The organism is Streptomyces sp. NPDC051921, from assembly GCF_040680975.1.
In the GTDB taxonomy this organism is placed as follows: Bacteria; Actinomycetota; Actinomycetes; order Streptomycetales; family Streptomycetaceae; genus Streptomyces.
The window spans coordinates 24,462-47,127 of sequence record NZ_JBFAXU010000004.1 but is presented as its reverse complement, the minus strand read 5'-3'; the positions used below and the strand labels follow the sequence as shown (position 1 = coordinate 47,127).

Below are 22,666 nucleotides of genomic sequence, written 5' to 3'. Positions count from 1 at the left end.
CGGCTCGGCTCTCAGGCGGCCGGGGCCTTCGGCAGGGAGCGCACGGGGTGCCAGAGCTCCTGGGCGGTGCTCCGCCACAGGAGGCCTTCCGGATGGTGCAGGACGGCCGTGATCTCGTCCGGGGTGGGCGGCTCGGTGTTGCCGCGGAGGTAGACCGCACGCAGGCCCAGGTTCCGCAGCCGGGTCAGGGCGCGGGCCCGGTTCGCGGCGTGCACCAGGAAGCGGACGGTGGCCCCGTCGCCGGCCGGGCTGGGCAGTCCTATGGCGACGACGACACTGCCTCCCGGCAGTCTGCAGAACCCTCCGTTGGGCATGCGGAACCACTCCCCCGTGGAACGACTGTCAATAAGGTCGGACGGCCGAAGCCGTAAGACGCACCTAAACACGATCGGCCGTCGCCCGCTAGGGGGCGACGGCCGATCATGCTTTGACCTGCGACGATTCAGAAAAACTCGTCGTTACTTGGTCGAGGGACCCACCTGGACCGTGATCGTGGAGCCGTCCTTGGCCTCCTTGACGACCTGGATCTTGGTGTTGGTGTCAGTTACCTGGACACCGGAGCGCTCGGTCTCCTTGAACCAGTAGACGCCCTTGCGGTCGTCGAAGGTCGGGTTGCCGGCCTGGGACGGGACCCAGGTGCCGACGCCGGCCTTGTGCAGCTGGAAGCCGTCCGTGCGGGAGATGCTGAACGGGGAGTCGTAGGCCTGGATGCGGCCGCGCATCAGCGAGCCGTCACCCCACTTCAGCGGGCTCGGGTGGGCGTCGATCGGAAGGACGCGGCCCACACCCGGGTGCTGCGAGGTGTTGTTGTCCTTCTGGGACAGGTCCCACTTCCAGATCAGCAGACCGTTCTGGTACGGGTAGTGCTCGACCCAGCTGGCCTTGTCGCCGGTGAAGCCGAAGTTGTACGGGCCGACCTTGAGGGTCTGGTCGTACGAGACGTACTGGCGGTTCTCCGCGATGTAGTACTGCTCGTACTCCTTCGCGAAGCCCTTGCCGATGCGCGAGAAGCCCTTGGCGACCCAGCCGTTGTCACCGTTCTCGGCGTTGTCCGAGAAGACGGCGGCACCGTCGGCGGTCAGCGTGATGGCGTCGGCCGTGAAGCCCTTGCCGCCCGCGCCGCCGTCCGTCTGGTACCGGAAGCGCAGGTCGAACTTCTTGCCCGCGTAGGCGTCCAGGCCGTAGACGAGCTTCTGGTACGTGTTCGAGGCACCGGTCAGGGCCGGGGCGCCGGACGCGTCCTTCTGCAGCGGCTTGCCGTCGGCGGTGCCGTCGAGGGCGGTCCAGTTGGCGCCGCCGTCGGTGGAGACCTCGGCGTACAGGTAGTCGTAGTCCTGCTCGATGTCGTACCAGCCCTGGAGCTCCAGGGAGGCGGCCGACTTGCCGGTCAGGTCGACGGAGCGGGTCAGGGTGTTCTTGAGGTCGTCACCCATGTCGCTCCACCACTGCGTGGCACCCTCGGCGGGAGCCACGACGTCGGTGGTGACCTTCTTCTTCGGCAGCTCGACGACGAGCGCCTGCGGGTTCTTGGTGTTGTACTCCGAGACGCCCAGCTTGTGGGTGGTCTTGGTGGCGCGCTGCCAGTCGTTGACCTTGGCGTAGTTCAGCCAGCCGAGCTGCAGCTTGTCCCAGGCGTTCATGTCGCCGGGGAGGTCGCCGATGGAGTCCTTGCCGGTGCCGAGCCACGAGCCGGAGGACATGAGGGTCCAGAAGCCGGTCGAGTTCTCGCCGCCGGAGGTGTCGTAGTGGTCCGGCAGACCGAGGTCGTGGCCGTACTCGTGGGCGAAGACGCCGAGGCCGCCGTTCTCCGGCTGCATCGTGTAGTCGCCGACCCAGATGCCCGAGGTGCCGATCTGCGTGCCGCCGGCCTTGTTGTTCGCCGGGCCGGTCTTGCCCGCGTCGGTGCCGTAGGCGTACCAGCGGTGGGCCCACAGGGCGTTGGTGCCCTCGGCGCCGCCACCGGCCGACTCGTCCTCGCCCGCGTGGACGATCTGGAAGTGGTCGATGTAACCGTCGGGCTCGTTGAAGTTGCCGTCGGCGTCGAAGTCGTAGCGGTCCCACTGGTCGTACTGCGCCAGCGTCGCCTTAATCTCGGCGTCCGTCTTGCCCTTGGCCTTCTGGTCGGCGTTCCATGCCACGAGGCCGTCGCGCACGGTGTCCCACACGTTGGCGCAGTTGGTCTGGCCGCAGTAGTTGGAACCGTAACGGGCCTCGTTGTACGGGACCTTGACCCAGTCGGAGACCGTGCCGTCGACCGAGTAGCGGCCGGACGAGGTCTTCTCGTAGTAGGTCTTCAGAGACTGCTTCGGCTGGCCCTTCTTGTCCTTGCCGGTGCCGAAGTACAGGTCCTGGAAGTGCTGCTGGTTGTAGTCCGCCTGCCAGGCCGTGGAGTTGTCGTTCTTGCGGTCCGGCTTGGCTATCGCGTTGTGCAGCGGGCCGGGCTCGCCACCGAACTTCGGCTTGAGCTCGTCCGTGTCGTCGTCCTTGCGGTCGACCAGGGTGGTGTTGTCCACCTGGTCGCCGAACTCGACGAGGATGGTGAAGATCTTGTCGGTCTTCTCGCGGCCCAGCTCGACGTACTTCTTGCTGTCGAGCTTGACGACCTGGGAGCCGTTGCGCTGCTCGACCTTGGTCTCGCCGTTGAGCACCTGCTCGATGGCGGCCTTGCGCTGCTGCTCCTGCTGCTTGCTGAACGGACCGTCGAGGTCGTGGTCGACCGCGAGCTTGTCCACGGCCTGCCCGGAGCGCGCCACCGGCGCGCTGCCGCGGTCGTCGGCCCATGCCGTACCGAAGGTCGAGGCGGTGGCGGCCGTGGCCGCGAGGGCCACGACGATCGCGGACGCTCTGATCGCCCTGCGCTTGTTGGTCACTTGGATCTGTCCTCCCCGGCGCTCCTCGCCCGCGGACCGGGTGGTGGGGTGTCCGCCCGGGCGGGGTAGCGCGTCACAAGTGACGACATTCGACCGGAGTTGAAGCAGAAAAGACAGATCTTGACTTGGACAGGCCAACTGCACTATGCGGGATCGGATTTCCGATAGTCGAACTTCGAACGAACATCCGACGTGCGTGTGCGCCCCTGCGCCCCCCGTGCATCGGCCGTGGGTTAGGCCACGCTTACCAGCGGTTCGCTCCGGGCATGCACCGTCGTAGGGTCGACCCGGCGGAGAGTCACGCGCCGCCGAGACACCCGATCGCCCAACCGCCACGTGCCCGAGGGACGGAACCCGCCATGCAGCGACCGAACGCCGCACAGTTCGCCTACGGTTCGGCCACCGTCGTCTTCTCGACCGTCGCCCTGCTGCTGCTCTCTGGCACGACCACGACGCTCGGCATCGCGGCGATCTGCGCCGCGGGGCTGATGCTCGGAGTGCTGGTGGCGGTGACGATGCCGGTCCGGACGGGGCACGTCAAGCCTTTGGTCACGAATCCCGCGCGCGCCGAGGAGACGGCGATCCGGGTGCCGGCCGCACCGGTGGGCGCGGGGGCGGACACCCGGACCGTTTCGTAACGCCGAGTCCCTTCCGTCCGGTTGTCGCCGAGGGTCGCCGCGGTCCGGTCGCCGCGTGACGGGGCGCGCCGCGGGCGGTCACCGTGTGACGGACACCACGACCGTCTTGGCTGCCTTGTCGTGAAGGCCCTGCTTGTACGGCTTGTCCACGAGGATCAGGATCAGCAGGAGCAGCGGCCACAGACAGGCGCAGCAGATCAGCGCGGGCAGCCAGAGCACGAGCGCGCGGATGAGGGAGGCGTTCATCGGCGGCGTGGAACCGTCGTTGAGCATCGCGACCCGCAGCTTCAGCCACTTCTTGCCGAGGGTCTGACCGCCCTTGGCGACCATGATGGTGTCGTACGCGACGTACGCGACGATCGTGATGAGCTGGAAGACCAGCTGGCCGCCGCCGTTGAGGCTGTTGACCGTGGCGTCGAAGTTGTCGTTGTCGGTGGCCCGCTCGTAGATGTCGAACGGGATGCCGATGATCGCGAGCGGCACGGCGATGATCAGCCAGTCGATGATCCGGGCGGCGATGCGCTTCCCCGAGTCGGCGAGCGGCGGCATCCCGGCGAGCGGATCGGCGCCGCCGTACCCACCTCCGTAGCCGCCGTAGGGCGGGGGCGGCGGTGGCATGTGGTCGTACGGGCTCCCGGACGGCGGACCGCCCGGGGGTGGACCGCCGGGGGGTGGACCGCCGGGCGGGGGCTCACCGGGTGGCGGCCCGCCGGGCGGCTGTCCGCCGGCAGGCGGCTCCTGCGGCGGCCTCTTGCTGAACGGATCCTCCTCGGGCGGCTGGCCCGGGGGCGGCGGCGGCTGATCGTTGCTCATGGGGGCAGTGCATCCCGGGCGCCCGGCCCCCGCAAGGAATCGCCCGCCGTTCGAGGGACGCCCTTCCGGGGGCCGCGCGGGGCGCCCGTACGGGGAGCCGTACGCGGTCGGCGGGGTGCCGCGCGCAGATGCTTGCCCGTTCAAATCTTGACTCGTGCACAGGACCGCTGACGGGGCCCGGCCTAGCCTGAAGAGGGGACTTCCGTCGCGGGAAGGGCAGCGAGCTCATGAACGTACGGGCCAAAGGTGCCGCGGTCGGAGCGGCGGCGCTGGTGATCGGTCTGACGACCGGCGGTATGACGACGTACCCGGGCGACCTGGACCCCAAGGAGATCTACGAGCGCTCCGCGCCCGTCACCGTGCACGTGCTGGGGAAGACCGGATCCGGCAGCGGGTTCGTCTACGACGCCGACCGGGGGCTCATCGCCACGGCCGCGCACGTGGTGCAGGGTGAGGCGTCGTTGAAGGCCGTCGTCGGGGACCGGCCGCCGGCGCCGGTGCGGGTGGTCGGCATCGACCCCTGCGAGGACCTGGCCGTGCTGGCGTTCACCTCGCCGCAGCCGGACCTGAAGGCGGCGGAGTTCGGTGACAGCAAGGACGTCCAGGCGGCCGACGAGGTCGTCGCGCTCGGCTACCCGGCCTCGCTCGGCAGCCAGGGCGAGTCGCAGAAGCCCGCCTTCACGAGCGGTTCGGTCCAGAACCCGGCCGTCCAAGACGCCGAACCGTCCACCTCGCTCCCCCGCTACCCCTCCACCATCCAGCACTCGGCCACCATCAACCCGGGCAACTCCGGCGGCCCGCTGTTCAACAGCGACGACAAGGTGGTCGGGATCAACGTGCTGAGCGTGAGCGGCGACACCCAGGGGCAGTTCTACTCCATCAGCTCGGACCACGCCCGCCCGATCCTCGACGCGCTGGCCGGCGGTCAGATCAAGAACGACCCCGGCTGGTACCTCAAGGCCGTGGACGACCCGACGGTCGTCGAGGACTTCGCGACCGAGTACCAGGCCGACGTCGAGGCGACGCAGAAGCGACTGGTCGACAAGGGCGTCACCGGGGTGCTCGTCGTCGACGTGGCCAGCAACTCACCCGCGGACAAGGCCAAACTGGGACCCATGGACGTGATGACCGGCATGAAGGACAGCCCCGTGGAGTCCGTCGGCGAGGTCTGCGACGTCCTCCAGTCCGCCGGTCCCGGCGAGACCGTCCCGGTGGAAGGCGTGTACACCTACGACGATCCGCAGGAGAACATCGCGTTCGGCGACGTGTGGAACACCAACGTCGTGCTCAGCAAGAACAGCGGCGCGGGCGGGGCCGGCTGACCGGCCCCACCCGCCCGACGGCTAGCGGGCGACGAAGGTACGGGCCGCCTTGTCGTGCCAGCACTGCCGCCAGGGCCGGTCGAACAGGCACCACAGCACGTTGAGCACCCCGATACCGAGCAGCCCGAGCACCCCGTAGACCAGCCAGCGGCGCAGCGCGGCGCCGAAGGTGGGCGGCTCGTGCGCCTCGATGTCCCGCACCTCGATCCCGCAGAGCTTCTTCCCGAGCGTCCGGCCCCACTTGGCCGTGGGCAGCGCCTCGTAGAGCGCGCCGAGCACGAGGAACGCGGCGAGCACGATCCCGAACTGCACGGAGGTCGTCGAGTCGACCAGCCACACCTGGACGGTGACGCCGGACTGCTTGGCGGCCTCGATCTTGTCGGCGATGTGCGTGACGGCGGCCGTGAGGAAGGGGTACGACACGGCACCGACCAGCGCGCCGAGCACGACGCCGTCGACGAGCCGGGCCATCAGCCGCCGTCCGAGCCCGGCCGGCCGCGCGGCGGCCTGGGCCCGCGCCGCCGCCATGAAGACGTCCTCGACCGGCGGCTTCCAGGGCGCGACGGGCTGGGCGTCACCTTGGGGCTGCTGGGCGGGGGTGTGCGGGCCGGGGGCCTGGTGGCGCGGGCCGGGGGCCGGGGCGGCTTGCGGGACGGGGGTCCGGGCCGCCTGGGGGCCGGGGGCCTGGGCGGCCGGCGGGACGGGGGCCGGAGCAGCCTGCGCGGCAGCGGTCGGTGCGGCCTGCGGGCCCGGGGGCTGGGCGGTCCGCGGGGGCCACGGGGCCGCAGGCGCGGGGGTGACGGGCATCCCGCCGAGCCGCGCGGAACCGGCGGTGCCGGGCCGCTGACCGGGCAGCCCGGCCGGGGCGTCACCCTGCGGGCGCGCGCCCTGGCCGTCGGCCGCCTGCCCGCCGGCCGCGGGCCACGCGGGCGCCGCCGTACCGGCGTTCGCCTGGACGGGGGCCGCGACGGGCCCCTGGGCGGGCACCGCGCCCGGACCGCCCGCCGTACCGGCGGGCGTGGGCGCCGCCGCGTCGGCAGCCGGGGCCGCGCCGGTCCCCGGGGCCGCCACCTCGCCCGGGCCGTCGGCCGAACCGCGGGCCGCGGGCCAGGCAGGGGCCGCCGTAAGGGAGTTCGGCCTGCCGGCCGGGCCGCCGGCAGGCTGCCCTCCCACGGCAGGCTGCCCTCCGGCCACGGCAGGGGAGCCGCCGGGCGTGCGGTCGTCGCCGGGCCCGGCCGCCGGCCAGGCCGCGCGCGGGTCGCGCGGGTCCGGGGTGCTGCCCCAGGAGACCTTCTGGTCGCGCTCGCCGCCGAAACCGGTCTGGCGGTCCGTGCTCGCCTGCCAGGCCGACGCGGGCTCCTGCCGGGCGGCGGGAGCGGACGCGGGCTCCTGCCGGGCGGCGGGGGCGGGGTCGGCGGCGGAGGCGGGGTCGGCGGCGGAGGCGGGCTCCGCCGCGGCGGGGCTGGGGGCGGGGTCCTCGTCCAGGAAGACCGGGCCGGTCTCCTCGACCGCGGGCACGACGGGCAGCGAAGGCGCCGGGGCCGGGCTCGGGACCAGGTGGGGGGCGACGGAGACGGGCGGGCCGGGAAGCGCCTCGCCCTCCTTGGGCGCGGGCCGGCTCGTACCGGGAACCCACGCACCGCCGTTCCAGTACCGGATGTACCCGGGAATCGAAGGATCCGGGTAGTAGCCCGCCTGCGGTACCTCTCCGCCGCCTCCAGGTGGAGTAGCCACTGCCCCGACTCCGTTCAGTCACAACGTCTTTGATCCGTCGGGCCGCGCCCCGTTCGCGCACCGTCCGCGCCACGCCCAGGGAGGACAGTAACGAAGAACGCCCCCGCAAGGACAAGGAGCCCGCCAGAAAGGCCGCCTTCGAGGGACAGCTCCTTCTTTTCGTCACTCAGCGTGATTCTCGGGCCCGCGCCCCGAGGCCCGGAGAAAATTCTCCAGAAATCTTCGCGAAGTCGCGTCATGACTCCGCCCGACCCCGCTCTCTCCCTGTGAAGGCCCACCGCGGGCCGCACCGAGAGAGAGGCAGCACGCCGTGCAGAACACCGAGAACAACGTCGTCGAGCGCGAACTCGAGCTCAAGCTCGTCCTCTCCCCCGAGCGCTCGATCCCCGTCCCCGCCCGCCTCGCCTACCGCGTGGACGACCCGTACGCGGTCCACATCACCTTCCACGTCGGCTCCGAGTACCCCGTCAACTGGACCTTCGCCCGCGAGCTCCTCGTGGAGGGCGTCTTCCGGCCCTGCGGCCACGGCGACGTCCGCATCTGGCCGACGAAGGTGGACAGCCACAACGTGATCCTCATGGCCCTGTCGTCACCCGACGGCGACGCCCTCCTGGAGGCGCCGTCGGCGCAGGTGTCCGCCTGGCTGGAGCGGACCCTGCGCGCCGTCCCGCCGGGCACGGAGGCCGAGCAGCTCGGCATCGACGACGGTCTCGCCGAACTGCTCGCGAGCACCGTCGCGGCCGACGAGCTGTGGCTGCGCGACCCGTGGCCGTCGGACGAGTCCACGGACGGTGAGGCGTGAGGCCGGGACCGGCCCCCGCGCCGACACCGGCAGCCGGCCCCGGTCCGGCCCCCGCCCCGCCGCCCGCGGGCTCACCCGAGGGCTCAGAAGAGCTTGCCCGGGTTCAGCAGGCCCAGCGGGTCGAAGGTGTTCTTGATCCCGCGCTGCAGCTCCACGCCCACCGGCCCCAACTCCCGTGCCAGCCACTCCTTCTTCAGCACGCCCACCCCGTGCTCCCCCGTGATCGTGCCGCCGAGTTCCAGGCCGAGCGCCATGATCTCGTCGAAGGACTCCCGCGCCCGCCGCGACTCGTCCTCGTCGGCGTGGTCGAAGCAGACGACGGGGTGCGTGTTGCCGTCGCCGGCGTGTGCGCAGACCCCGATGGTCAGCCCGTACTTCTCGGCGATCGCCCTCGTGCCCGTGAGCATCGCGGCGAGCTTCGTGCGCGGCACGCACACGTCGTCGATCATCGTGGCCGTCCTGATCGTCTCCAGGGCCGTGAGCGCGAGCCGGCGCGCCTGGAGGAGCAGGTCGGACTCGGCGACGGAGTCGGCCGGTACGACCTCGGTGGCGCCCGCGGCCCGGCACAGCTCCGCCACCGCGGCCAGATCGGCACCCGGTTCCGGGGTGTCGAAGGCGCACAGCAGCAGTGCCTCGGTCGTGTCGGGCAGCCCCATGTGGGCGAGCTTGTTGACGGCCCGGACCGTGGTGCCGTCCATGAGTTCGAGGAGCGACGGCGTATGGCCGCGCTCCATGATCGCGCAGACGGCCGCACAGGCCGCCTCCGCCGAGGGGAACTCGGCGGCGAGCGCGAGCTGCGCCGGCGGCTGCGGCCGGAGCGCGAGGACCGCTCCGACAACGATGCCGAGGCTGCCCTCGGAGCCGACGAAGAGCCGGGTGAGGTCGTAACCCGCGACGCCCTTGGCGGTGCGCCGGCCGGTCCGCAGCAGCCGCCCGTCGGCGAGGACGACGTCCAGGCCCAGCACGTACTCGGCGGTGACCCCGTACTTCACGCAGCACAGGCCGCCGGACGCGGTGCCGATGTTGCCGCCGATGGTGCACTGTTCCCAGCTGGAGGGGTCCGGCGGGTAGGAGAGGCCGTGTGCGGCGACGGCACGGGAGAGGGCGGCGTTGACGACACCCGGTTCGACGACGGCGATCCGGTCGACCGGGTTGATCTCCAGGATGCGGTCCATCTTCACCAGGGACAGGACGATGCAGCCGTCGGAGGCGTTCGCGGCACCGGACAGTCCCGTGCGGGCGCCCTGCGGGACGACCGGGACGCGCAGCTCGGTCGCGGTGCGCATGACGTGCTGGACCTGCTCGACGGTGCGCGGGAGCACGACGGCCGCGGGGGTGCCGGCCGTGCAGAAGCTCGCCATGTCGTGGGCGTAGGAGACGGTGACGTCCGGGTCGGTGAGGACCGCGTCGTCGGGGAGCCCGGCGCGCAGCCGCGCCACGAGGTCGTTCCAGTGAAGATCGTCCATGCGTCCAGCGTGGCACCCGGGGCCATCGGTGTGAACCCGCCGGAGCGGCTGCTCGTGTGCTCTTCGTACAGCGGCGGCCGGGCGCACAGTGAGCGCCATGAAGACCGAGAACGTGTCGAGGGCGGTCCTCGCGGGCGGGGTGGCGGCGGTGCTCGCGGCGACGGCGCTGCTGTACGTGCCGGACCTGTTCGGCGGGACGCCGCCGGCCCCGCCCGGGCCCGCCGAACGGGCGGCGAACGCGGCGAACGCGGGGGCGCAGGCGGCACTGCCGGATCTGGTCGCGCTGATCGGCGACCGGGAGGAGTGGCTGCGGGCCCACCCCGATGACGAGGCGTCATGGGCGGTGCTCGGCACGGCCTATGCGGAGCGCGGATCGCGACGCGGGGACGCCGCGGACTTCCCGCGCGCGGAGAAGGCCCTGCGGCGCTCCCTCGCGGTGCGGCCGGCCCGGGAGGGCAACCTGGACGCCCAGCTGGGGCTGGCGGCCCTGGCGAACGCCCGCGGCGACTGGAAGGCGGCGAAGCAGTGGGGCGAGCGGGTGCGCGCGGCGAACCCGAAGCGCTGGTCGGCGTACCCGGTGCTCATCGACGCGTACAACGGTCTGGGCGACTACAAGGCGGCCGAGAAGGCGACGCAGTCCCTGGCCGAGCTGCACTCCGGGGCGGCGGTCGCCGCACGCTCGGCGCAGCAGTTCCGCAACCGCGGCTGGCGCGAGGACGCGGGCGCGGCGGCCCTGGACGCGGTGGCGCTCGCCGAGTCGGGCGCGGACAAGGCGGCGGCCCTGGCGCGGCTCGGCGACCTCGCGTGGGAACGGGGCGAGCCGGCGGAGGCCCTGGCGCAGTACGGCACGGCGCTGCGCCTCGTACGGGACCACGGCCCGTCGCTGGCCGGCCGGGCGCGGGCGCTCGCGGCCCTGGGCCGGCCTCAGGAGGCCCTGCGCGAGTGGCGGGCGGCGCTGCGGGTGCTGCCGCTGCCGGAGTACGTCCTGGAGGCCGCCGAGCTGGACGAGTCGCTCGGCAGGGACGGGGACGCGCGGGCGGGCTACGAGCGTCTGCGGACCGGCTCCTGGGTGGGTGCGGAGGCGGTGCTCGGCCTGTTCGAGGCGGACCACGGCGAACCGGCGGAGGCGGTGCGTCGGCTGCGCGCCGAGTGGGCGCGGGGGCACCGTTCGGTGCAGGTCGCGGACGCGCTGGGTTGGGCGCTGTACCGGTCGGGGGCGCCCCGGGAGGCCCTGGAGTACACCAGGAAGGCCACCGACGAGGGGTTGCGCAGCGCGCTCTTCGCGTACCACCGCGGGGAGATCGAGCGGGCCCTGGACGACCTCGGCCCGGCCCGCCGCCACCTCGCGGAGGCCCTGCGCATCAACCCGTCCTTCTCGCCGCTCCTCGCACCCCGCGCGCGGCAGACCGTCGCGGCCCTCGGCGAACCCCCGGACGACCTCCCCCCGGACGTCCGCCAGGAACCGGAGAAGGAACCGGAGAAGACCCCGCCCCCGGCAAAGCCCACCGCCCCGGCACCACACCCATAGCCCGACGCCGCGCCCGTGGCCCGGCACCACACCCACCAGCCGAGCGCCGCGCCCATGGGCGGGGCCGCACCCATGGGCGGGGGCGGGGGCCATGGGGCGGGGGCGGCGCCCATGGGGCGGGGGCGGGGGCCATGGGGCGGGGGCGGCGCCCATGGGGCGGGGGCGGCGCCTATGGGCGGGGGCCATACCCACAGCCCGGCACCGCGCCCGTGGGCCGGGGCGCCACTACGGGTGCCGCGCCGGAAGACCGTGGGCCGACGGGGCCGAGGTCTCCGACCCCGGCCCCGGTCGTGGGCGCGTTGACGCCCCGGGCGAGCCCCCCGTAACCCGCCCGGGGCGTGGAAGGGGCCCGGCCCGGGGTGTCCACCCGGGCCGGGCCCCTCCGTATGGGGGAGCTGCGGCTAGAGGTTGCCGCGCCGCTCCTGCTCCCGCTCGATCGCCTCGAACAGGGCCTTGAAGTTGCCCTTGCCGAAGCCCATCGAGCCGTGCCGCTCGATGATCTCGAAGAAGACGGTCGGGCGGTCCTGCACCGGCTTGGTGAAGATCTGGAGCAGGTAGCCGTCCTCGTCGCGGTCGGCGAGGATCTTCAGCTCGCGCAGGGTGTCGATCGGCACGCGGGTCTCGCCGACCCACTCGCCGAGGGTGTCGTAGTACGAGTCCGGGGTGTCGAGGAACTGCACGCCCGCCGCCCGCATCGAGCGGACGGTCGCGACGATGTCGTTCGAGGCGAGCGCGATGTGCTGGACGCCGGCGCCGCCGTAGAACTCCAGGTACTCGTCGATCTGCGACTTCTTCTTCGCGATCGCCGGCTCGTTGATCGGGAACTTCACCTTGAGGGTGCCGTCGGCGACGACCTTCGACATCAGCGCCGAGTACTCGGTCGCGATGTCGTCGCCCACGAACTCCTTCATGTTCGTGAAGCCCATGACCTTGTTGTAGAAGCCGACCCACTCGTTCATGCGGCCGAGCTCGACGTTGCCGACGCAGTGGTCGATGGCCTGGAAGGTGCGCTTGGCCGGCGGCTCGACCATCGGCTTGGCGGCGACGTAACCCGGCAGGTAGGGGCCGTCGTAGCCGGAGCGGTCGACGAGGGTGTGGCGGGTCTTGCCGTACGTGGCGATGGCGGCCAGGACGACCGTGCCGTGCTCGTCCTTGAGCTCGTACGGCTCGACGAGGCCGGTCGCGCCCTGCCCGACGGCGTGGGCGTAGGCGGCGCGCGCGTCCGGCACCTCGATCGCCAGGTCGATGACGCCGTCGCCGTGCTCGGTGACGTGGTCCGCGAGGAAGCGGCCCCAGTCGGTGGACGCCTTGATGACGGAGGTGAACACGAAACGGGCGGAGCCGTTGGTGAGGACGTAGCTCGCGGTCTCGCGGCTGCCGTTCTCCGGTCCGGAGTAGGCGACGAGCTTCATGCCGAAGGCCGTGGAGTAGTAGTGCGCGGCCTGCTTGGCGTTGCCGACGGCGAAGACGACCGCGTCCATTCCCTTCACCGGGAAGGGATCGGCCTCACGCGCGGTGTTCGGGGTGTGGTCAATGGTCTCAGTCATGGCAGCAGAGTCCCGCCGTCCGGCAAGCTGCGCAATAGTTTCTTGTTCCACTGGTCAATCTGCTCAGCGACCGGCCAGTATGGGCGTGCGACTTGTACATGATGACCACTGGGAGACCGTGATGGCGATCGATCATCTGGACGGGCGACTGATCGTGCTGCTCGCGGAGGAGCCCCGGATCGGGGTCCTGGAGGCCTCGCGCCGGCTCGGGGTGGCGCGCGGCACGGTCCAGGCGCGGCTCGACCGGCTCCAGTCGAACGGGGTGGTCCGCGGCTTCGGACCCCAGGTCGATCCGGCCGCCCTCGGCTACCCGGTGACGGCCTTCGCGACGCTGGAGATCAAGCAGGGCCAGGGCGCCGACGTGCGGGGGCACCTGGCGACCGTGCCGGAGGTCCTGGAGCTGCACACCACCACCGGGCACGGGGACATGCTGTGCCGGCTCGTGGCCCGTTCCAACGCCGATCTCCAGCGGGTCATCGACCGGGTCGTCGGCTTCGACGGGATCGTGCGGGCCTCCACGGCGATCGTCATGGAGAACCCCGTCCCGCTGCGGATCATCCCGCTGGTGGAGCAGGCCGCGACGGAGGGCTGACCGGGACCTCGGGGCACCGTCCCCAGAGTTGCAAAGGACTCTCTGCAAAAAACCCTTGCAGAGGGTTCTTTGCAACTCTAGTGTGGAGTCATGCCCGAGAAGCCCGCCCCCACTCCCGAAGGACGGCCCGCACCGCGGATGCTCGACCCGCGCTCGCTGCGCGGGCTCGCCCACCCGCTGCGCATCCAGCTCCTGCGCGCCCTGCGGCACCACGGACCCGCCACCGCCTCCCAACTCGCCGAGCGACTCGGCGAGTCCAGCGGCGCCACCAGCTACCACCTGCGCCAGCTCGCCGCCCACGGCTTCGTCGAGGACGCCCCCGAGCGGGGCAAGGGGCGGGAGCGGTGGTGGAAGGCGGCCCAGGGAGGCACGTCCGTCGACGAGGCGCTGTTCACGAACCCGGACCCGGAGGTCCAGGGCGCCGTCGAGGTCTTCCTCTACGAGATCGCCAACATCCACACCCAGGAGCTCAACACCTACCTCGGCACCCGTCACCAGTTCCCCGACGCGTGGAGCGGCGCCTCCGACCTCAGCGACTTCACGCTCCACCTGACGGCCGAGCGGCAGCGCGAGCTCAACGAGAAGATCCACAAGCTGATCGACGAGTACACGGACCTCGGCGACCCGGAATCCGCCGACACCCAGCGCGTCCGGATGCACCTGCACGCCTTCCCCCAGCACGGCTCGAACTGACCGCTCACCGAACGGAAAGGCCACGCCCATGCACCCCGACGTCCATCTGACGCTGCACCGCCTGACCGCCGCCGAACTCCAGGACGCGGCGGCCAGCGCCGCCCCCACCACTCCCGTACGGGTCCAACTCGGCTGGAAGCTCGTCGAGTTCGGTCTCCGGCTCGCCGTCCCGCGGCCCGCCGCCGCCCGCGCCGCACTGCACGCCGCCGTCTGACCCGGCCGACCGAGCCGACCCGGCCGACCCGATCCCGCCCACCGAGCCGACCCAGCCGACCCGATCCCGCCCACCGAGCCGACCCGGCCGACCCGATCCAGCCCACCGAGCCCGACCCAGCCGATCCAGCCCACCGAGCCGACCGAGCCGACCGAATCCGGGGGGATCCACCGTGCGCTCCCGCACACCACTGGCCACCGTCCTGGCCGCCAACGCCATCTCCATCAGCGGCAATTCACTCACCCTCATCGGCGTCCCGTGGTTCGCCCTGGAGACCACGGGAAGCCCCGGCAAGGCCGGCCTCGTCGCCTTCTGCGCCGCCGTGCCGGTCGTCGTGTCCGCCATCGTCGGCGGCCCGGTCATCGACCGGATCGGCCGCCGGCGCGTCTCCGTCGCCTCCGACCTCGTCTGCGCCCTCGCACTCGCCTCGATCCCCCTGCTCAACCAGGCCGGCGTCCTGAAGTTCTGGATGCTGTGCGCCCTGATGGCCCTGACCGGCCTGTTCCACGCGCCCGGCGAGACCGCCCGGCACGTCCTCATCCCCGACCTGGCGCGGCGCGCCGACACCCCTCTCACCCGCGCCGCCAGCCTCTACGACGCCGTCTCGCGCGGCGCCCGGATGACCGGCGCCGCCGTCGCCGGCATCCTGGTGGCGCTCATCGGCGCCGACACCGTGCTGTACGTCGACGCCGCCACCTTCGGCGTCTCCGCGCTGCTCGTGCTCGCGGGCCTGCGGGGCATACCGTCCGCCGAACCGCTGCGCGGGGCGCCGCCGCTGTCCCTCGCCGCCTACCGGGCCGATCTGCGCGAGGGCTACTCCTTCCTGCTGCGCACCCGGCTGCTGCTCGGCATCAATCTGATGGTGATGATCACCAACGGCCTCGGGCAGAGCTGGAACTCGGTGCTCCTGCCCGTCCACGCCCGCGAGGAGCTGGGCGGTTCGGCCGCGCTCGGACTGCTCGTCGCCGTGTTCGGCGGCTGCGCCCTGACCGGCGCGCTGCTCTACGGGGCCTTCGGACACCGCTTCCCGCGCCGCCCGGTGTTCGCGATCGGCTTCCTGCTCGTCGGCACCCCGCCGTACCTGGTCGCCGCCTTCACGGACACGACCCTGCCCCTGCTCGTGGCGATGGCCCTCGGCGGTCTCGGGGCCGGTGTGCTCAACCCGATCCTCGCCACCGTCTTCTACGAGATGGTCCCCGACGAGCTGCGCACCCGCGTCGGCGGCGCCAGCACCGCGAGCGTGCTGCTGACCACCCCGCTCGGCGGGCTCGCGGCGGGCTTCCTGGTCGAACGGGCGGGCCTCACCACGGCCCTGGTGGTCTGCGCCGCGATCTTCTTCCTCGCCACGCTCGCACCGCTGGTCCTCCCTTCGTGGAAGGGGCTGGACGCCGCCGCCCGGGCGGGCGGCGACGACCCGGCCGTCAGCAGCTCGGGACCTTCGACTCCTGCCCCTGCTCCAGGGCCCGCAGGGACGACACCGCGTCGCTGAGCCCGGTCACCGGGACCAGGCGGAGCCCCTTCGGCCGCTCCGCCTCGGCCTGGGAGCACTCGTCCTTCGGCACCAGGAAGACGGTGGCCCCGTCGCGGGCCGCGGCCTGCGTCTTCAGGGAGACCCCGCCGACGGCCCCGACCGTGCCGTCCGGCTCGATCGTGCCCGTGCCGGCGACGGTCCTGCCGCCGGTGAGGTCGCCGCCGTCGCCGTCCCCGTCGATCTTGTCGACGATGCCCAGGGAGAACAGCAGGCCGGCGCTGGGCCCGCCGATGTCCGCGAGGTGGAGCTGCACCTTGACCTTGTTCGGGTCCAGCTTCAGATAGTCGAGGGCGGCCAGGGTCGCCGCGTCCTGCGACTCCTTCATCTGACCGAGGTTGTGCTGCTCGATCTCCTTGTCGGACTTGCCCGGCGGGTAGACCGAGGACTTCGGCAGAACCGCCCGGTCCGTGCGGAACCAGGCGTCGGCCACCTCGCCGACATCGATCGACTCCGACGGACCGGTCGCCAGGATCGTCGTCATCCGCAGCTGCCCGTCGGTCGGGCGGACCGGGACGCCGGAGATGGTGATCACCTCGCGCCCCTGGTCCTTGCCGAGCACGTCGGCGGTCGTGCCGGGCTGTGCGATCGAGAACGGCAGCGGCGCGAGCCCGGCGACGGCGAGCAGCGCGACGACGGGCAGGGCGCAGAGCGCGAGGGCACGGTTGCGCGGGAGACCAGCGAGACGGGAGAGCACGCCCCCAATCTACTGGGCGGCCGCCGGGACGCCTCCTAGGCCGGATGGGCGTCGAAGAAGGTCCCGAGCCGTCGGCGCACCCTCGCCACCGTCCGGGCGGGGGCGCCCGTGCCGACCAGCGCGGCCCGCGTACCGGCCGTCACGAGCCCGGCGTCCTGGAGCTGCGGGACGAACGCCGCGTAGTCCGTGAAAGCCCAGTGGCCGGCTGCCGGGAGCAGGGCGCGGTGGCCGGGCAGGCCGGACCAGGAGCGTTCGAGGCGGGCGGCGCCGTCGAAGCCGTCGGTGCGGAAGAGCAGCAGGGGCCGGTCGAAGCCGTCCAGGGGAGCCAGGTCCAGATGGCCCTCCAGGTTCGCCACGGCGCAGATCCGGGCGTCGGCGTGGGCCGCGTACACGGTCGCGGTGCCGCCCGCCGAGTGCCCGTAGGCGCCGATCCGGCCCCGGTCCATGACGGGGGCGAGAGGGAGGCCGCCCAGCCGGTCGAGGACGAACCTCAGGTCCGCGACCCGGGTGCCGACCATCGTCCGGAAGGTCGCCGGGTCCGGCGGGCCGAGCAGGACGGTGGCCCGTACCCCGCCGGGGAGCTCCACCTGGCTCGCGTCGCCGGGATGGTCGACCAGGACGACCACCCGGCCGTGACTCGCCAGGTCCTCGGCGAGGCTCGTGCCGAGGGTCCGCGAGTCCCCGCCGCCGGGGCTGTACAGCAGCACCGGCCGCCGGCCCGGCAGCGGCGGCGCGTCGACGTGCCCGTGGGTGAGCACGGCGCCCCAGTCCACCGCCCCGGCCTCGGGGAGCCCCGGGTGGACGTACGGGGCGTAGTCGGCGAAGACCCGGGCGGCGGCCGGGGTGAGCTGCGGGGCGCGCGGGCAGCCGCGGACGGTGCGGGCCGGGTAGAGGACGGTGAGCATGACCTCCCGTACCCCGCCCACCCACGGGTCGGTACGGGTCGGGTCGGTCAGGTGGACCGTGTGCAGGCCCACCGGGTGCGGCCCGGTCGGCGCGGGCAGCCGCAGCGGCGGCCGGGCGGCCGGGCCGGCCGCGGCGGGCCCCGCGGTCGGGGGGAGCAGCGCGGCGGCGGCGCCGAGCAGGGCTCCCTTGGCGAGGGTCCGGCGGCTGAGGGCGGAGGCGATGTCGGTCGTCATACCGGGCATCCTTGGGGCGGGGCCGGGCCCGCGCGAAGGTTCAGGCCCTGCCCGAAAGGCTGGCGGACGGCGAGGAGTTGTGCGGGTGCTGCGAATCCACTACACGGCGGACGATCTCGCCCGGGTCCGCTTCGCGCCCCGCCCGGTGCCGCTGCAGGAACTGCACGCGGCCCTGACGACGGCCGTCGCGCCCGGTACCGCCCCGCTGTTCGGACCCTGGCGCGGCCGGGTGCTGCGGGCCCTGCCGGCCGCCGCCGAACCGCTCGCCGACCTGGTCCCGGCGGGCCGGCCGCCGGTCTTCCTGGACGTTCTCGGCGACACCCTCGCCGACGGCTTCGACCGCATCCGCGCCACGGACCCGGGCCTCGTCCGGGCCGAGCTGGAGCGGGTGTACGGGCCGGGGCCCGCGCCCCGCTGGATCCGGGGCCTGCACGCGGGCGAGGAGCCCGCCTGGCGCACCGTGCACCGGGCCCAGCGGGCGGCGTTCGAGGCGGTCCTCGCGCCCGTCTGGCCGGTGGTGCAGGACCTGCACCGCGACGCGTTCGCCCGGTACGCGCTGACGGCCGCGGAACACGGCGTGGCCGCCGCGCTCACGGCCCTGGCCCCGGGCAGCCGCTGCCACGACGGTGTGTGGGAGTGGCCGGGCGCCGCGGTCCGTGACGTCCGCCTCGCCGGCCGGGGCCTGGTCCTGCTCCCGACCTTCCACCACCCCGCGGGCCCGCTCCTGCAGGACCTCCCGGGCCGGCCGGTGGTCCTCACCTGCCCGGTGGGCCCCGGCCTCCCGCCCGTACCGGACGGCCCCGGCGGGCCGGACGAACCGCTCGCGGCGGCCCTCGGCCGCACCCGTGCCGAACTGCTCCGGCTGCTCGCCGAACCCCGGACCACGACCTCGCTGGCCCGCGCGCTCCGCGTCAGCAACGCGACGGCGTCGGCGCACGCGGCGGCGCTGCGAGCGGCGGGGCTGGTGACGACCCGCCGCACCGGCAGGTCGGTGAGCCATCAGCGGACGGCCCTGGGGACGCTGCTCGTCCTGCCGGCGGAAGGACGACCCGGCGGACCGGAGAGCGACCGGCACGGCGGCGGACGCGACAGCGACCCGCACCGCGGCGGACGCGACAGCGACCCGCACGGCGGCGGACGCGACAGCGACCCGCACCGCGGCGGACGCGACAGCGACCCGCACCGCGGCGGACACGACAACGACCCGCACCGCGGCGGACACGACAACGACCCGCACCGCGGCGGACGCGACAGCGACCCGCACGGCGGCGGACGGCGGCCCGGTGGCCGCGCGCTCTAGCGCAGGGCGTCGGCGACCTCCCGGGCCGCGTCGACGACACGGGGGCCGACGCGCTCCGGAACGGCGTCCGCGAGCATGACGACACCGACGCTGCCCTCTATGCCGGTCACGCCGACCAGCGGCGCGGCGGCGCCGCTGGCGCCGGCCTCCAGCTCCCCGTGGGTGAGCGTGAAGCCCGGCTCGGTGAGCTCGCCCAGCCGGGCGGCGAGGATGGCGCGGCCGGCCGCCCCGCGGTCCAGCGGGTGGCGGAAGCCGGCCCGGTAGGCCACGTGGTAGTCGGTCCACGTCGGTTCGACGACGGCGACGGCAAGGGCCTCCGCGCCGTCGACGAGTGTCAGGTGCGCGGTCGCCCCTATGTCCTCGGCGAGCGAGCGCAGCGCGGGCAGCGCCGCCTCCCGCACCAGGGGATGGACCTGGCGGCCGAGGCGCAGCACGCCGAGCCCGACCCTGGCGCGGCCGCCGAGGTCACGGCGTACGAGGGCGTGCTGTTCGAGCGTGGCGAGCAGTCGGTAGACGACGGTCCGGTTCACACCGAGTCGGTTGGACAACTCGGTGACGGTCAGGCCGTGGTCGGTGTCGGCGAGCAGTTTGAGGACTCGAAGTCCCCGGTCGAGCGTCTGGGAGGTCTCCGCGGTCACGACGCCCTCTCCTTCGGAGTGATGTGACAGCGGACTCGTACGAGGGCTGCGGCACCGGTCCCATCGGCGACGCACGTCAGAGGCCGCCGGCAGGACGGGGTACACCGGCTGCGCTCCGCGGCGGCGCTGCCACGGGGCGTTTGCTTGAGGCGGGACAGTAGCGACCGTCTCCGCTCAGCGGAAGACCTCGTCCAGAATCCGGGCGCGTGCGACCGGATACGGGCGGTTCGGGACCCTAAGTCGGCCGAACACGGGACTTTGGATGACAAGACGGGCCGGTCGGGACCCGTGGCGTGGAGCCGCGCGAGGCCCGACCGTGGGGGCGGTCCCCGCCGCTGCGCCCCGTCCCCGCGGGACGACCGAGGCCCGTACGCCGTCGGCGTACGGGCCTCGATAGTGGGCGGCCGCGCGCCGCCACCGGGCGCCGGCGGCCACCGCCCGGCTCACCACCCGCGGATCACCGCATGCGGACCATCGCCCGCGGATCACCGCACGCGGACCATCGCCCGCGGATCACCGCATGCGGGTGGCCCACTCCTGGACCTTCTTGATCCGCTCGCGGATCTGCCCGGCGGTCGCCTCGGCACTCGGCGGCCCGCCGCAGACGCGGCGCAGCTCGGTGTGGATCACGCCGTGCGGCTTGCCGCTCTGGTGAACGTACGCACCGACCATCGTGTTGAGCTGTTTCCTCAGCTCAAGGAGCTCCTTGTGGGAAACGACGGGGCGCCGTTCCGCGGGAAGTTCCAGCAGGTCGGCCTCGGTGTCCGGCTTCTTTCGGCTGTGCGCGATCTGCCGGGCCTGCCGCTTCTGCAGGAGGAGCTGCACCTGGTCGGGTTCGAGGAGCCCGGGGATGCCGAGGTAGTCCTGCTCCTCCTCGCTGCCGGGGTGGGCCTGCATGCCGAACTCGGCGGCGTTGTAGAGCACCCGGTCGAAGACGGCGTCGGACTCCAGTGCCTCGAAGGGCAGCATGTCCTGCTCGCCGGTGTCCTCGTCCTGCTGCTTCTCCGCCTCCGCCATCTCCTTCTCGGACTCGGCGTACGGGTCCTCCTCGCCCTCCTTCTTCGGCCGGTCGAGGACGTGGTCGCGCTCGACCTCCATCTCGCTGGCGAAGCCGAGGAGGCTGGGGATGGTGGGAAGGAACACGGAGGCGGTCTCGCCGCGCCTGCGGGATCGCACGAAACGGCCGACGGCCTGGGCGAAGAACAGCGGTGTCGAGATCGTCGTCGCGTACACGCCGACGGCGAGACGCGGCACGTCGACGCCCTCGGACACCATGCGGACCGCGACCATCCAGCGGGCGGTGTTGTCGCTGAACTCGTCGATACGGCCCGAGGCGCCGGCGTCGTCGGAGAGGACGACGGTGGCCTTGGTGCCGGTGATCTCGCGGATCAGCTTGGCGTACGCGCGGGCCGAGTCCTGGTCGGAGGCGATGACCAGGCCGCCGGCGTCCGGAATGGACTTGCGGACCTCGGTCAGGCGCTGGTCGGCGGCCCGCAGCACGTTCGGCATCCAGTCGCCGCGCGGGTCGAGGGCGGTGCGCCAGGCCTGGGAGACCGCGTCCTTGGTCATCGGCTCGCCGAGCCGGGCGGCGATCTCGTCCCCGGCCTTGGTGCGCCAGCGCATGTTGCCGCTGTAGGAGAGGAAGATGACCGGCCGGACGACGCCGTCGCCGAGCGCGTTCCCGTAGCCGTAGGTGTAGTCGGCGGAGGACCGCCGGATGCCGTCGTTCCCCTCCTCGTACGTGACGAAGGGAATGGGGTTGGTGTCGGACCGGAAGGGCGTACCGGTCAGGGCGAGCCGGCGGGTCGCGGGCTCGAAGGCCTCCAGGCAGGCCTCGCCCCAGGACTTGGAGTCTCCGGCGTGGTGGATCTCGTCGAGGATGACGAGGGTCTTGCGCTGTTCGCTGCGGTTGCGGTGGAGCATGGGCCGCACGCCGACGCCGGCGTACGTGATGGCGATCCCGTCGTACTCCTTGCTGAGCGGCCCGGCGCTGTAGTCGGGGTCCAGCTTGATCCCTATCCGCGCCGCTGCCGCCGCCCACTGCTTCTTGAGGTGCTCGGTGGGGGCGACGACCGTGACCTGCTGCACCACGTGGTGGTGCAGCAGCCAGGACGCGAGGGTCAGCGCGAAGGTGGTCTTGCCGGCGCCGGGCGTGGCGACCGCGAGGAAGTCACGAGGCTGCTCCTGGATGTACTTCTCCATCGCGCCCTGCTGCCAGGCTCGCAGCTTGTTGGCGGTGCCCCAGGGGGCACGGCCGGGGAAGGCGGGAGAGAGGTGATGAGAGGAGGTGGCGGTAGTAGTCACGATCTCCGGTTCGACGCTCGTCCAGATATGACAACCGGGCCACCTTACCGGTGCGGCCGGCCCGACCCCGTAGGAACGAGCCCGCGCCGCCCCTCCTTGAGACGGTCCTCACAGCTCCCGGAGCCGCCCGGCGATGTCCGTTATGTCCGCGAGCTCACCGGCGGCGACCGCCACGACCAGGTCGTACGCGCGATCGAGGTCGACGTCGGCGAGATCGACCCCGTTGACGCCGAGGAAGACGGCGGCCGACAGCCAGGCCGCCCGCTTGTTGCCGTCGACGAAGGGATGGTTCGAGGCGATCGCGTGCAGCAGCACGGCGGCCTGCTCGTGGACGTCGAGATACGCGCTCTCGCCGAACATGCGCGCCCGCGGCCGGTGCACGGCCGACTCGAGCAGGCCGGGCGCGCGCAGCTCGGGCTCGCCGTCCCCGGTGAACGCGATCCTCGCGATCTCCGTGACCTCGGCGACGGTCAGGAACCGGCCCCCGCTCATTCCCCGAGCCTCCTCAGCAGCACCTGGTGACGCCCGGCGAGCCGCAGCGCCTCGTCCCGTACGCGGGAGGCCTCGACCTCCACGTAGCGCCGCACGGCCTCGCCGACGAGCTCGTCGACGGAAACGCCCCGCGCGTCGGCGAGATCGGCGACGGCGCCGCCGGCGGGGAGGGTGAAGGCGGAGGTGGAGGTGGAGGTGTTGGGGGACATGAGGGGACGGTAGTGGGGTGGGCCGGAGGGAGGCCAACGGGTTCCGGCACGGCGGGCGGGGCGTTCCAGCGGGGGTACGGGGCGGGGCGGACGGCGCTACGTGGGACGCCAGGGGGCGGGGGCGGGGCGGGATGGATGCT

Annotated in this window: 21 protein-coding genes; 9 read left to right on the top strand and 12 right to left on the bottom strand. The window is 73.0% G+C overall.

Going from position 1 to position 22,666, the window contains the following annotated elements:
* Positions 1–11 precede the first annotated feature (11 nt).
* Both AB0M16_RS06870 and AB0M16_RS06865 read right to left on the bottom strand, forming a co-directional pair.
* Complete coding sequence (locus AB0M16_RS06870) at positions 12–314, bottom strand: hypothetical protein (protein ID WP_365339574.1); 303 nt, start codon at positions 312–314, stop codon at positions 12–14.
* Positions 315–458: 144 nt separating this feature from the next.
* Positions 459–2,870: an immune inhibitor A domain-containing protein gene (locus tag AB0M16_RS06865; RefSeq protein WP_365339572.1), complete on the bottom strand. Its 2,412-nt coding sequence runs from the start codon at positions 2,868–2,870 to the stop codon at positions 459–461.
* Between the two features lie 359 nt (positions 2,871–3,229).
* Between AB0M16_RS06865 and AB0M16_RS06860 the strand changes: the two genes are divergently transcribed.
* Positions 3,230–3,508, top strand: coding sequence for a hypothetical protein (locus tag AB0M16_RS06860; protein WP_365339570.1), 279 nt, complete (start codon positions 3,230–3,232; stop codon positions 3,506–3,508).
* Positions 3,509–3,586: 78 nt separating this feature from the next.
* Here AB0M16_RS06860 and AB0M16_RS06855 read toward each other — a convergent pair whose 3' ends face one another.
* Positions 3,587–4,321, bottom strand: a complete 735-nt coding sequence (locus tag AB0M16_RS06855; RefSeq protein WP_365339568.1) for an RDD family protein — start codon at positions 4,319–4,321, stop codon at positions 3,587–3,589.
* Between the two features lie 227 nt (positions 4,322–4,548).
* Between AB0M16_RS06855 and AB0M16_RS06850 the strand changes: the two genes are divergently transcribed.
* A complete protein-coding gene (locus AB0M16_RS06850; protein ID WP_365339566.1) occupies positions 4,549–5,643 on the top strand; it encodes a trypsin-like peptidase domain-containing protein in 1,095 nt (364 codons plus the stop codon).
* A 21-nt stretch (positions 5,644–5,664) separates the two neighbouring features.
* Here the strand turns inward: AB0M16_RS06850 and AB0M16_RS06845 are convergent, their stop codons facing one another.
* Positions 5,665–7,377: an RDD family protein gene (locus AB0M16_RS06845; RefSeq protein ID WP_365339564.1), complete on the bottom strand. Its 1,713-nt coding sequence runs from the start codon at positions 7,375–7,377 to the stop codon at positions 5,665–5,667.
* A gap of 310 nt (positions 7,378–7,687) precedes the next feature.
* On the opposite strand from AB0M16_RS06845, the gene AB0M16_RS06840 reads away from it, so the two are divergent.
* On the top strand, positions 7,688–8,179 hold the full coding sequence (locus AB0M16_RS06840; protein WP_365339562.1) for an SsgA family sporulation/cell division regulator: 492 nt from the start codon (positions 7,688–7,690) through the stop codon (positions 8,177–8,179).
* An 83-nt stretch (positions 8,180–8,262) separates the two neighbouring features.
* Here the strand turns inward: AB0M16_RS06840 and AB0M16_RS06835 are convergent, their stop codons facing one another.
* On the bottom strand, positions 8,263–9,645 hold the full coding sequence (locus tag AB0M16_RS06835) for an FAD-linked oxidase C-terminal domain-containing protein (RefSeq protein ID WP_365339560.1): 1,383 nt from the start codon (positions 9,643–9,645) through the stop codon (positions 8,263–8,265).
* Between the two features lie 97 nt (positions 9,646–9,742).
* Here AB0M16_RS06835 and AB0M16_RS06830 point away from each other — a divergent pair, with 97 nt between their 5' ends.
* Positions 9,743–11,173 carry a hypothetical protein gene (locus tag AB0M16_RS06830; protein WP_365339558.1) on the top strand — a complete coding sequence of 477 codons (1,431 nt, stop codon included), beginning with the start codon at positions 9,743–9,745 and terminating at the stop codon, positions 11,171–11,173.
* 401 nt (positions 11,174–11,574) lie between these two features.
* Here the strand turns inward: AB0M16_RS06830 and hppD are convergent, their stop codons facing one another.
* Positions 11,575–12,720: a 4-hydroxyphenylpyruvate dioxygenase gene (hppD, locus tag AB0M16_RS06825; protein WP_365339556.1), complete on the bottom strand. Its 1,146-nt coding sequence runs from the start codon at positions 12,718–12,720 to the stop codon at positions 11,575–11,577.
* Between the two features lie 121 nt (positions 12,721–12,841).
* Between hppD and AB0M16_RS06820 the strand changes: the two genes are divergently transcribed.
* From AB0M16_RS06820 to AB0M16_RS06805, 4 genes are all read left to right on the top strand, one after another.
* Positions 12,842–13,312 carry an Lrp/AsnC family transcriptional regulator gene (locus tag AB0M16_RS06820; RefSeq protein WP_365339554.1) on the top strand — a complete coding sequence of 157 codons (471 nt, stop codon included), beginning with the start codon at positions 12,842–12,844 and terminating at the stop codon, positions 13,310–13,312.
* Between the two features lie 90 nt (positions 13,313–13,402).
* Entirely contained in the window at positions 13,403–14,005 is a 603-nt protein-coding gene (locus tag AB0M16_RS06815) for a winged helix-turn-helix domain-containing protein (RefSeq protein WP_365339553.1), read from the top strand.
* A 28-nt stretch (positions 14,006–14,033) separates the two neighbouring features.
* Positions 14,034–14,219 carry a hypothetical protein gene (locus AB0M16_RS06810; RefSeq protein ID WP_365339551.1) on the top strand — a complete coding sequence of 62 codons (186 nt, stop codon included), beginning with the start codon at positions 14,034–14,036 and terminating at the stop codon, positions 14,217–14,219.
* Between the two features lie 172 nt (positions 14,220–14,391).
* Positions 14,392–15,708, top strand: coding sequence for an MFS transporter (locus AB0M16_RS06805; RefSeq protein ID WP_365339549.1), 1,317 nt, complete (start codon positions 14,392–14,394; stop codon positions 15,706–15,708).
* Here AB0M16_RS06805 and AB0M16_RS06800 read toward each other — a convergent pair.
* Entirely contained in the window at positions 15,641–16,444 is an 804-nt protein-coding gene (locus AB0M16_RS06800; RefSeq protein WP_365339547.1) for a S16 family serine protease, read from the bottom strand. The genes AB0M16_RS06805 and AB0M16_RS06800 overlap by 68 nt on opposite strands.
* A 35-nt stretch (positions 16,445–16,479) precedes the next feature.
* Entirely contained in the window at positions 16,480–17,583 is a 1,104-nt protein-coding gene (locus AB0M16_RS06795; RefSeq protein WP_365339545.1) for an acetylhydrolase, read from the bottom strand.
* Positions 17,584–17,668: 85 nt separating this feature from the next.
* On the opposite strand from AB0M16_RS06795, the gene AB0M16_RS06790 reads away from it, so the two are divergent.
* Positions 17,669–18,883 carry a helix-turn-helix domain-containing protein gene (locus AB0M16_RS06790; RefSeq protein WP_365339543.1) on the top strand — a complete coding sequence of 405 codons (1,215 nt, stop codon included), beginning with the start codon at positions 17,669–17,671 and terminating at the stop codon, positions 18,881–18,883.
* On the opposite strand, the gene AB0M16_RS06785 is transcribed toward AB0M16_RS06790, so the two are convergent.
* From AB0M16_RS06785 to AB0M16_RS06770, 4 genes are all read right to left on the bottom strand, one after another.
* On the bottom strand, positions 18,880–19,521 hold the full coding sequence (locus tag AB0M16_RS06785) for a helix-turn-helix domain-containing protein (protein ID WP_365339541.1): 642 nt from the start codon (positions 19,519–19,521) through the stop codon (positions 18,880–18,882). The genes AB0M16_RS06790 and AB0M16_RS06785 overlap by 4 nt on opposite strands.
* 513 nt (positions 19,522–20,034) lie before the next feature.
* Positions 20,035–21,828 (bottom strand): DEAD/DEAH box helicase, encoded by a 1,794-nt coding sequence (locus AB0M16_RS06780; RefSeq protein ID WP_365340215.1) that lies wholly within the window; start codon positions 21,826–21,828, stop codon positions 20,035–20,037.
* 105 nt (positions 21,829–21,933) lie between these two features.
* Entirely contained in the window at positions 21,934–22,317 is a 384-nt protein-coding gene (locus tag AB0M16_RS06775; RefSeq protein ID WP_365339539.1) for a type II toxin-antitoxin system death-on-curing family toxin, read from the bottom strand.
* Entirely contained in the window at positions 22,314–22,526 is a 213-nt protein-coding gene (locus AB0M16_RS06770) for a hypothetical protein (RefSeq protein ID WP_365339537.1), read from the bottom strand. Before AB0M16_RS06770 ends, AB0M16_RS06775 begins: the two co-directional genes overlap by 4 nt.
* Between the last annotated feature and the right edge of the window lie 140 nt (positions 22,527–22,666).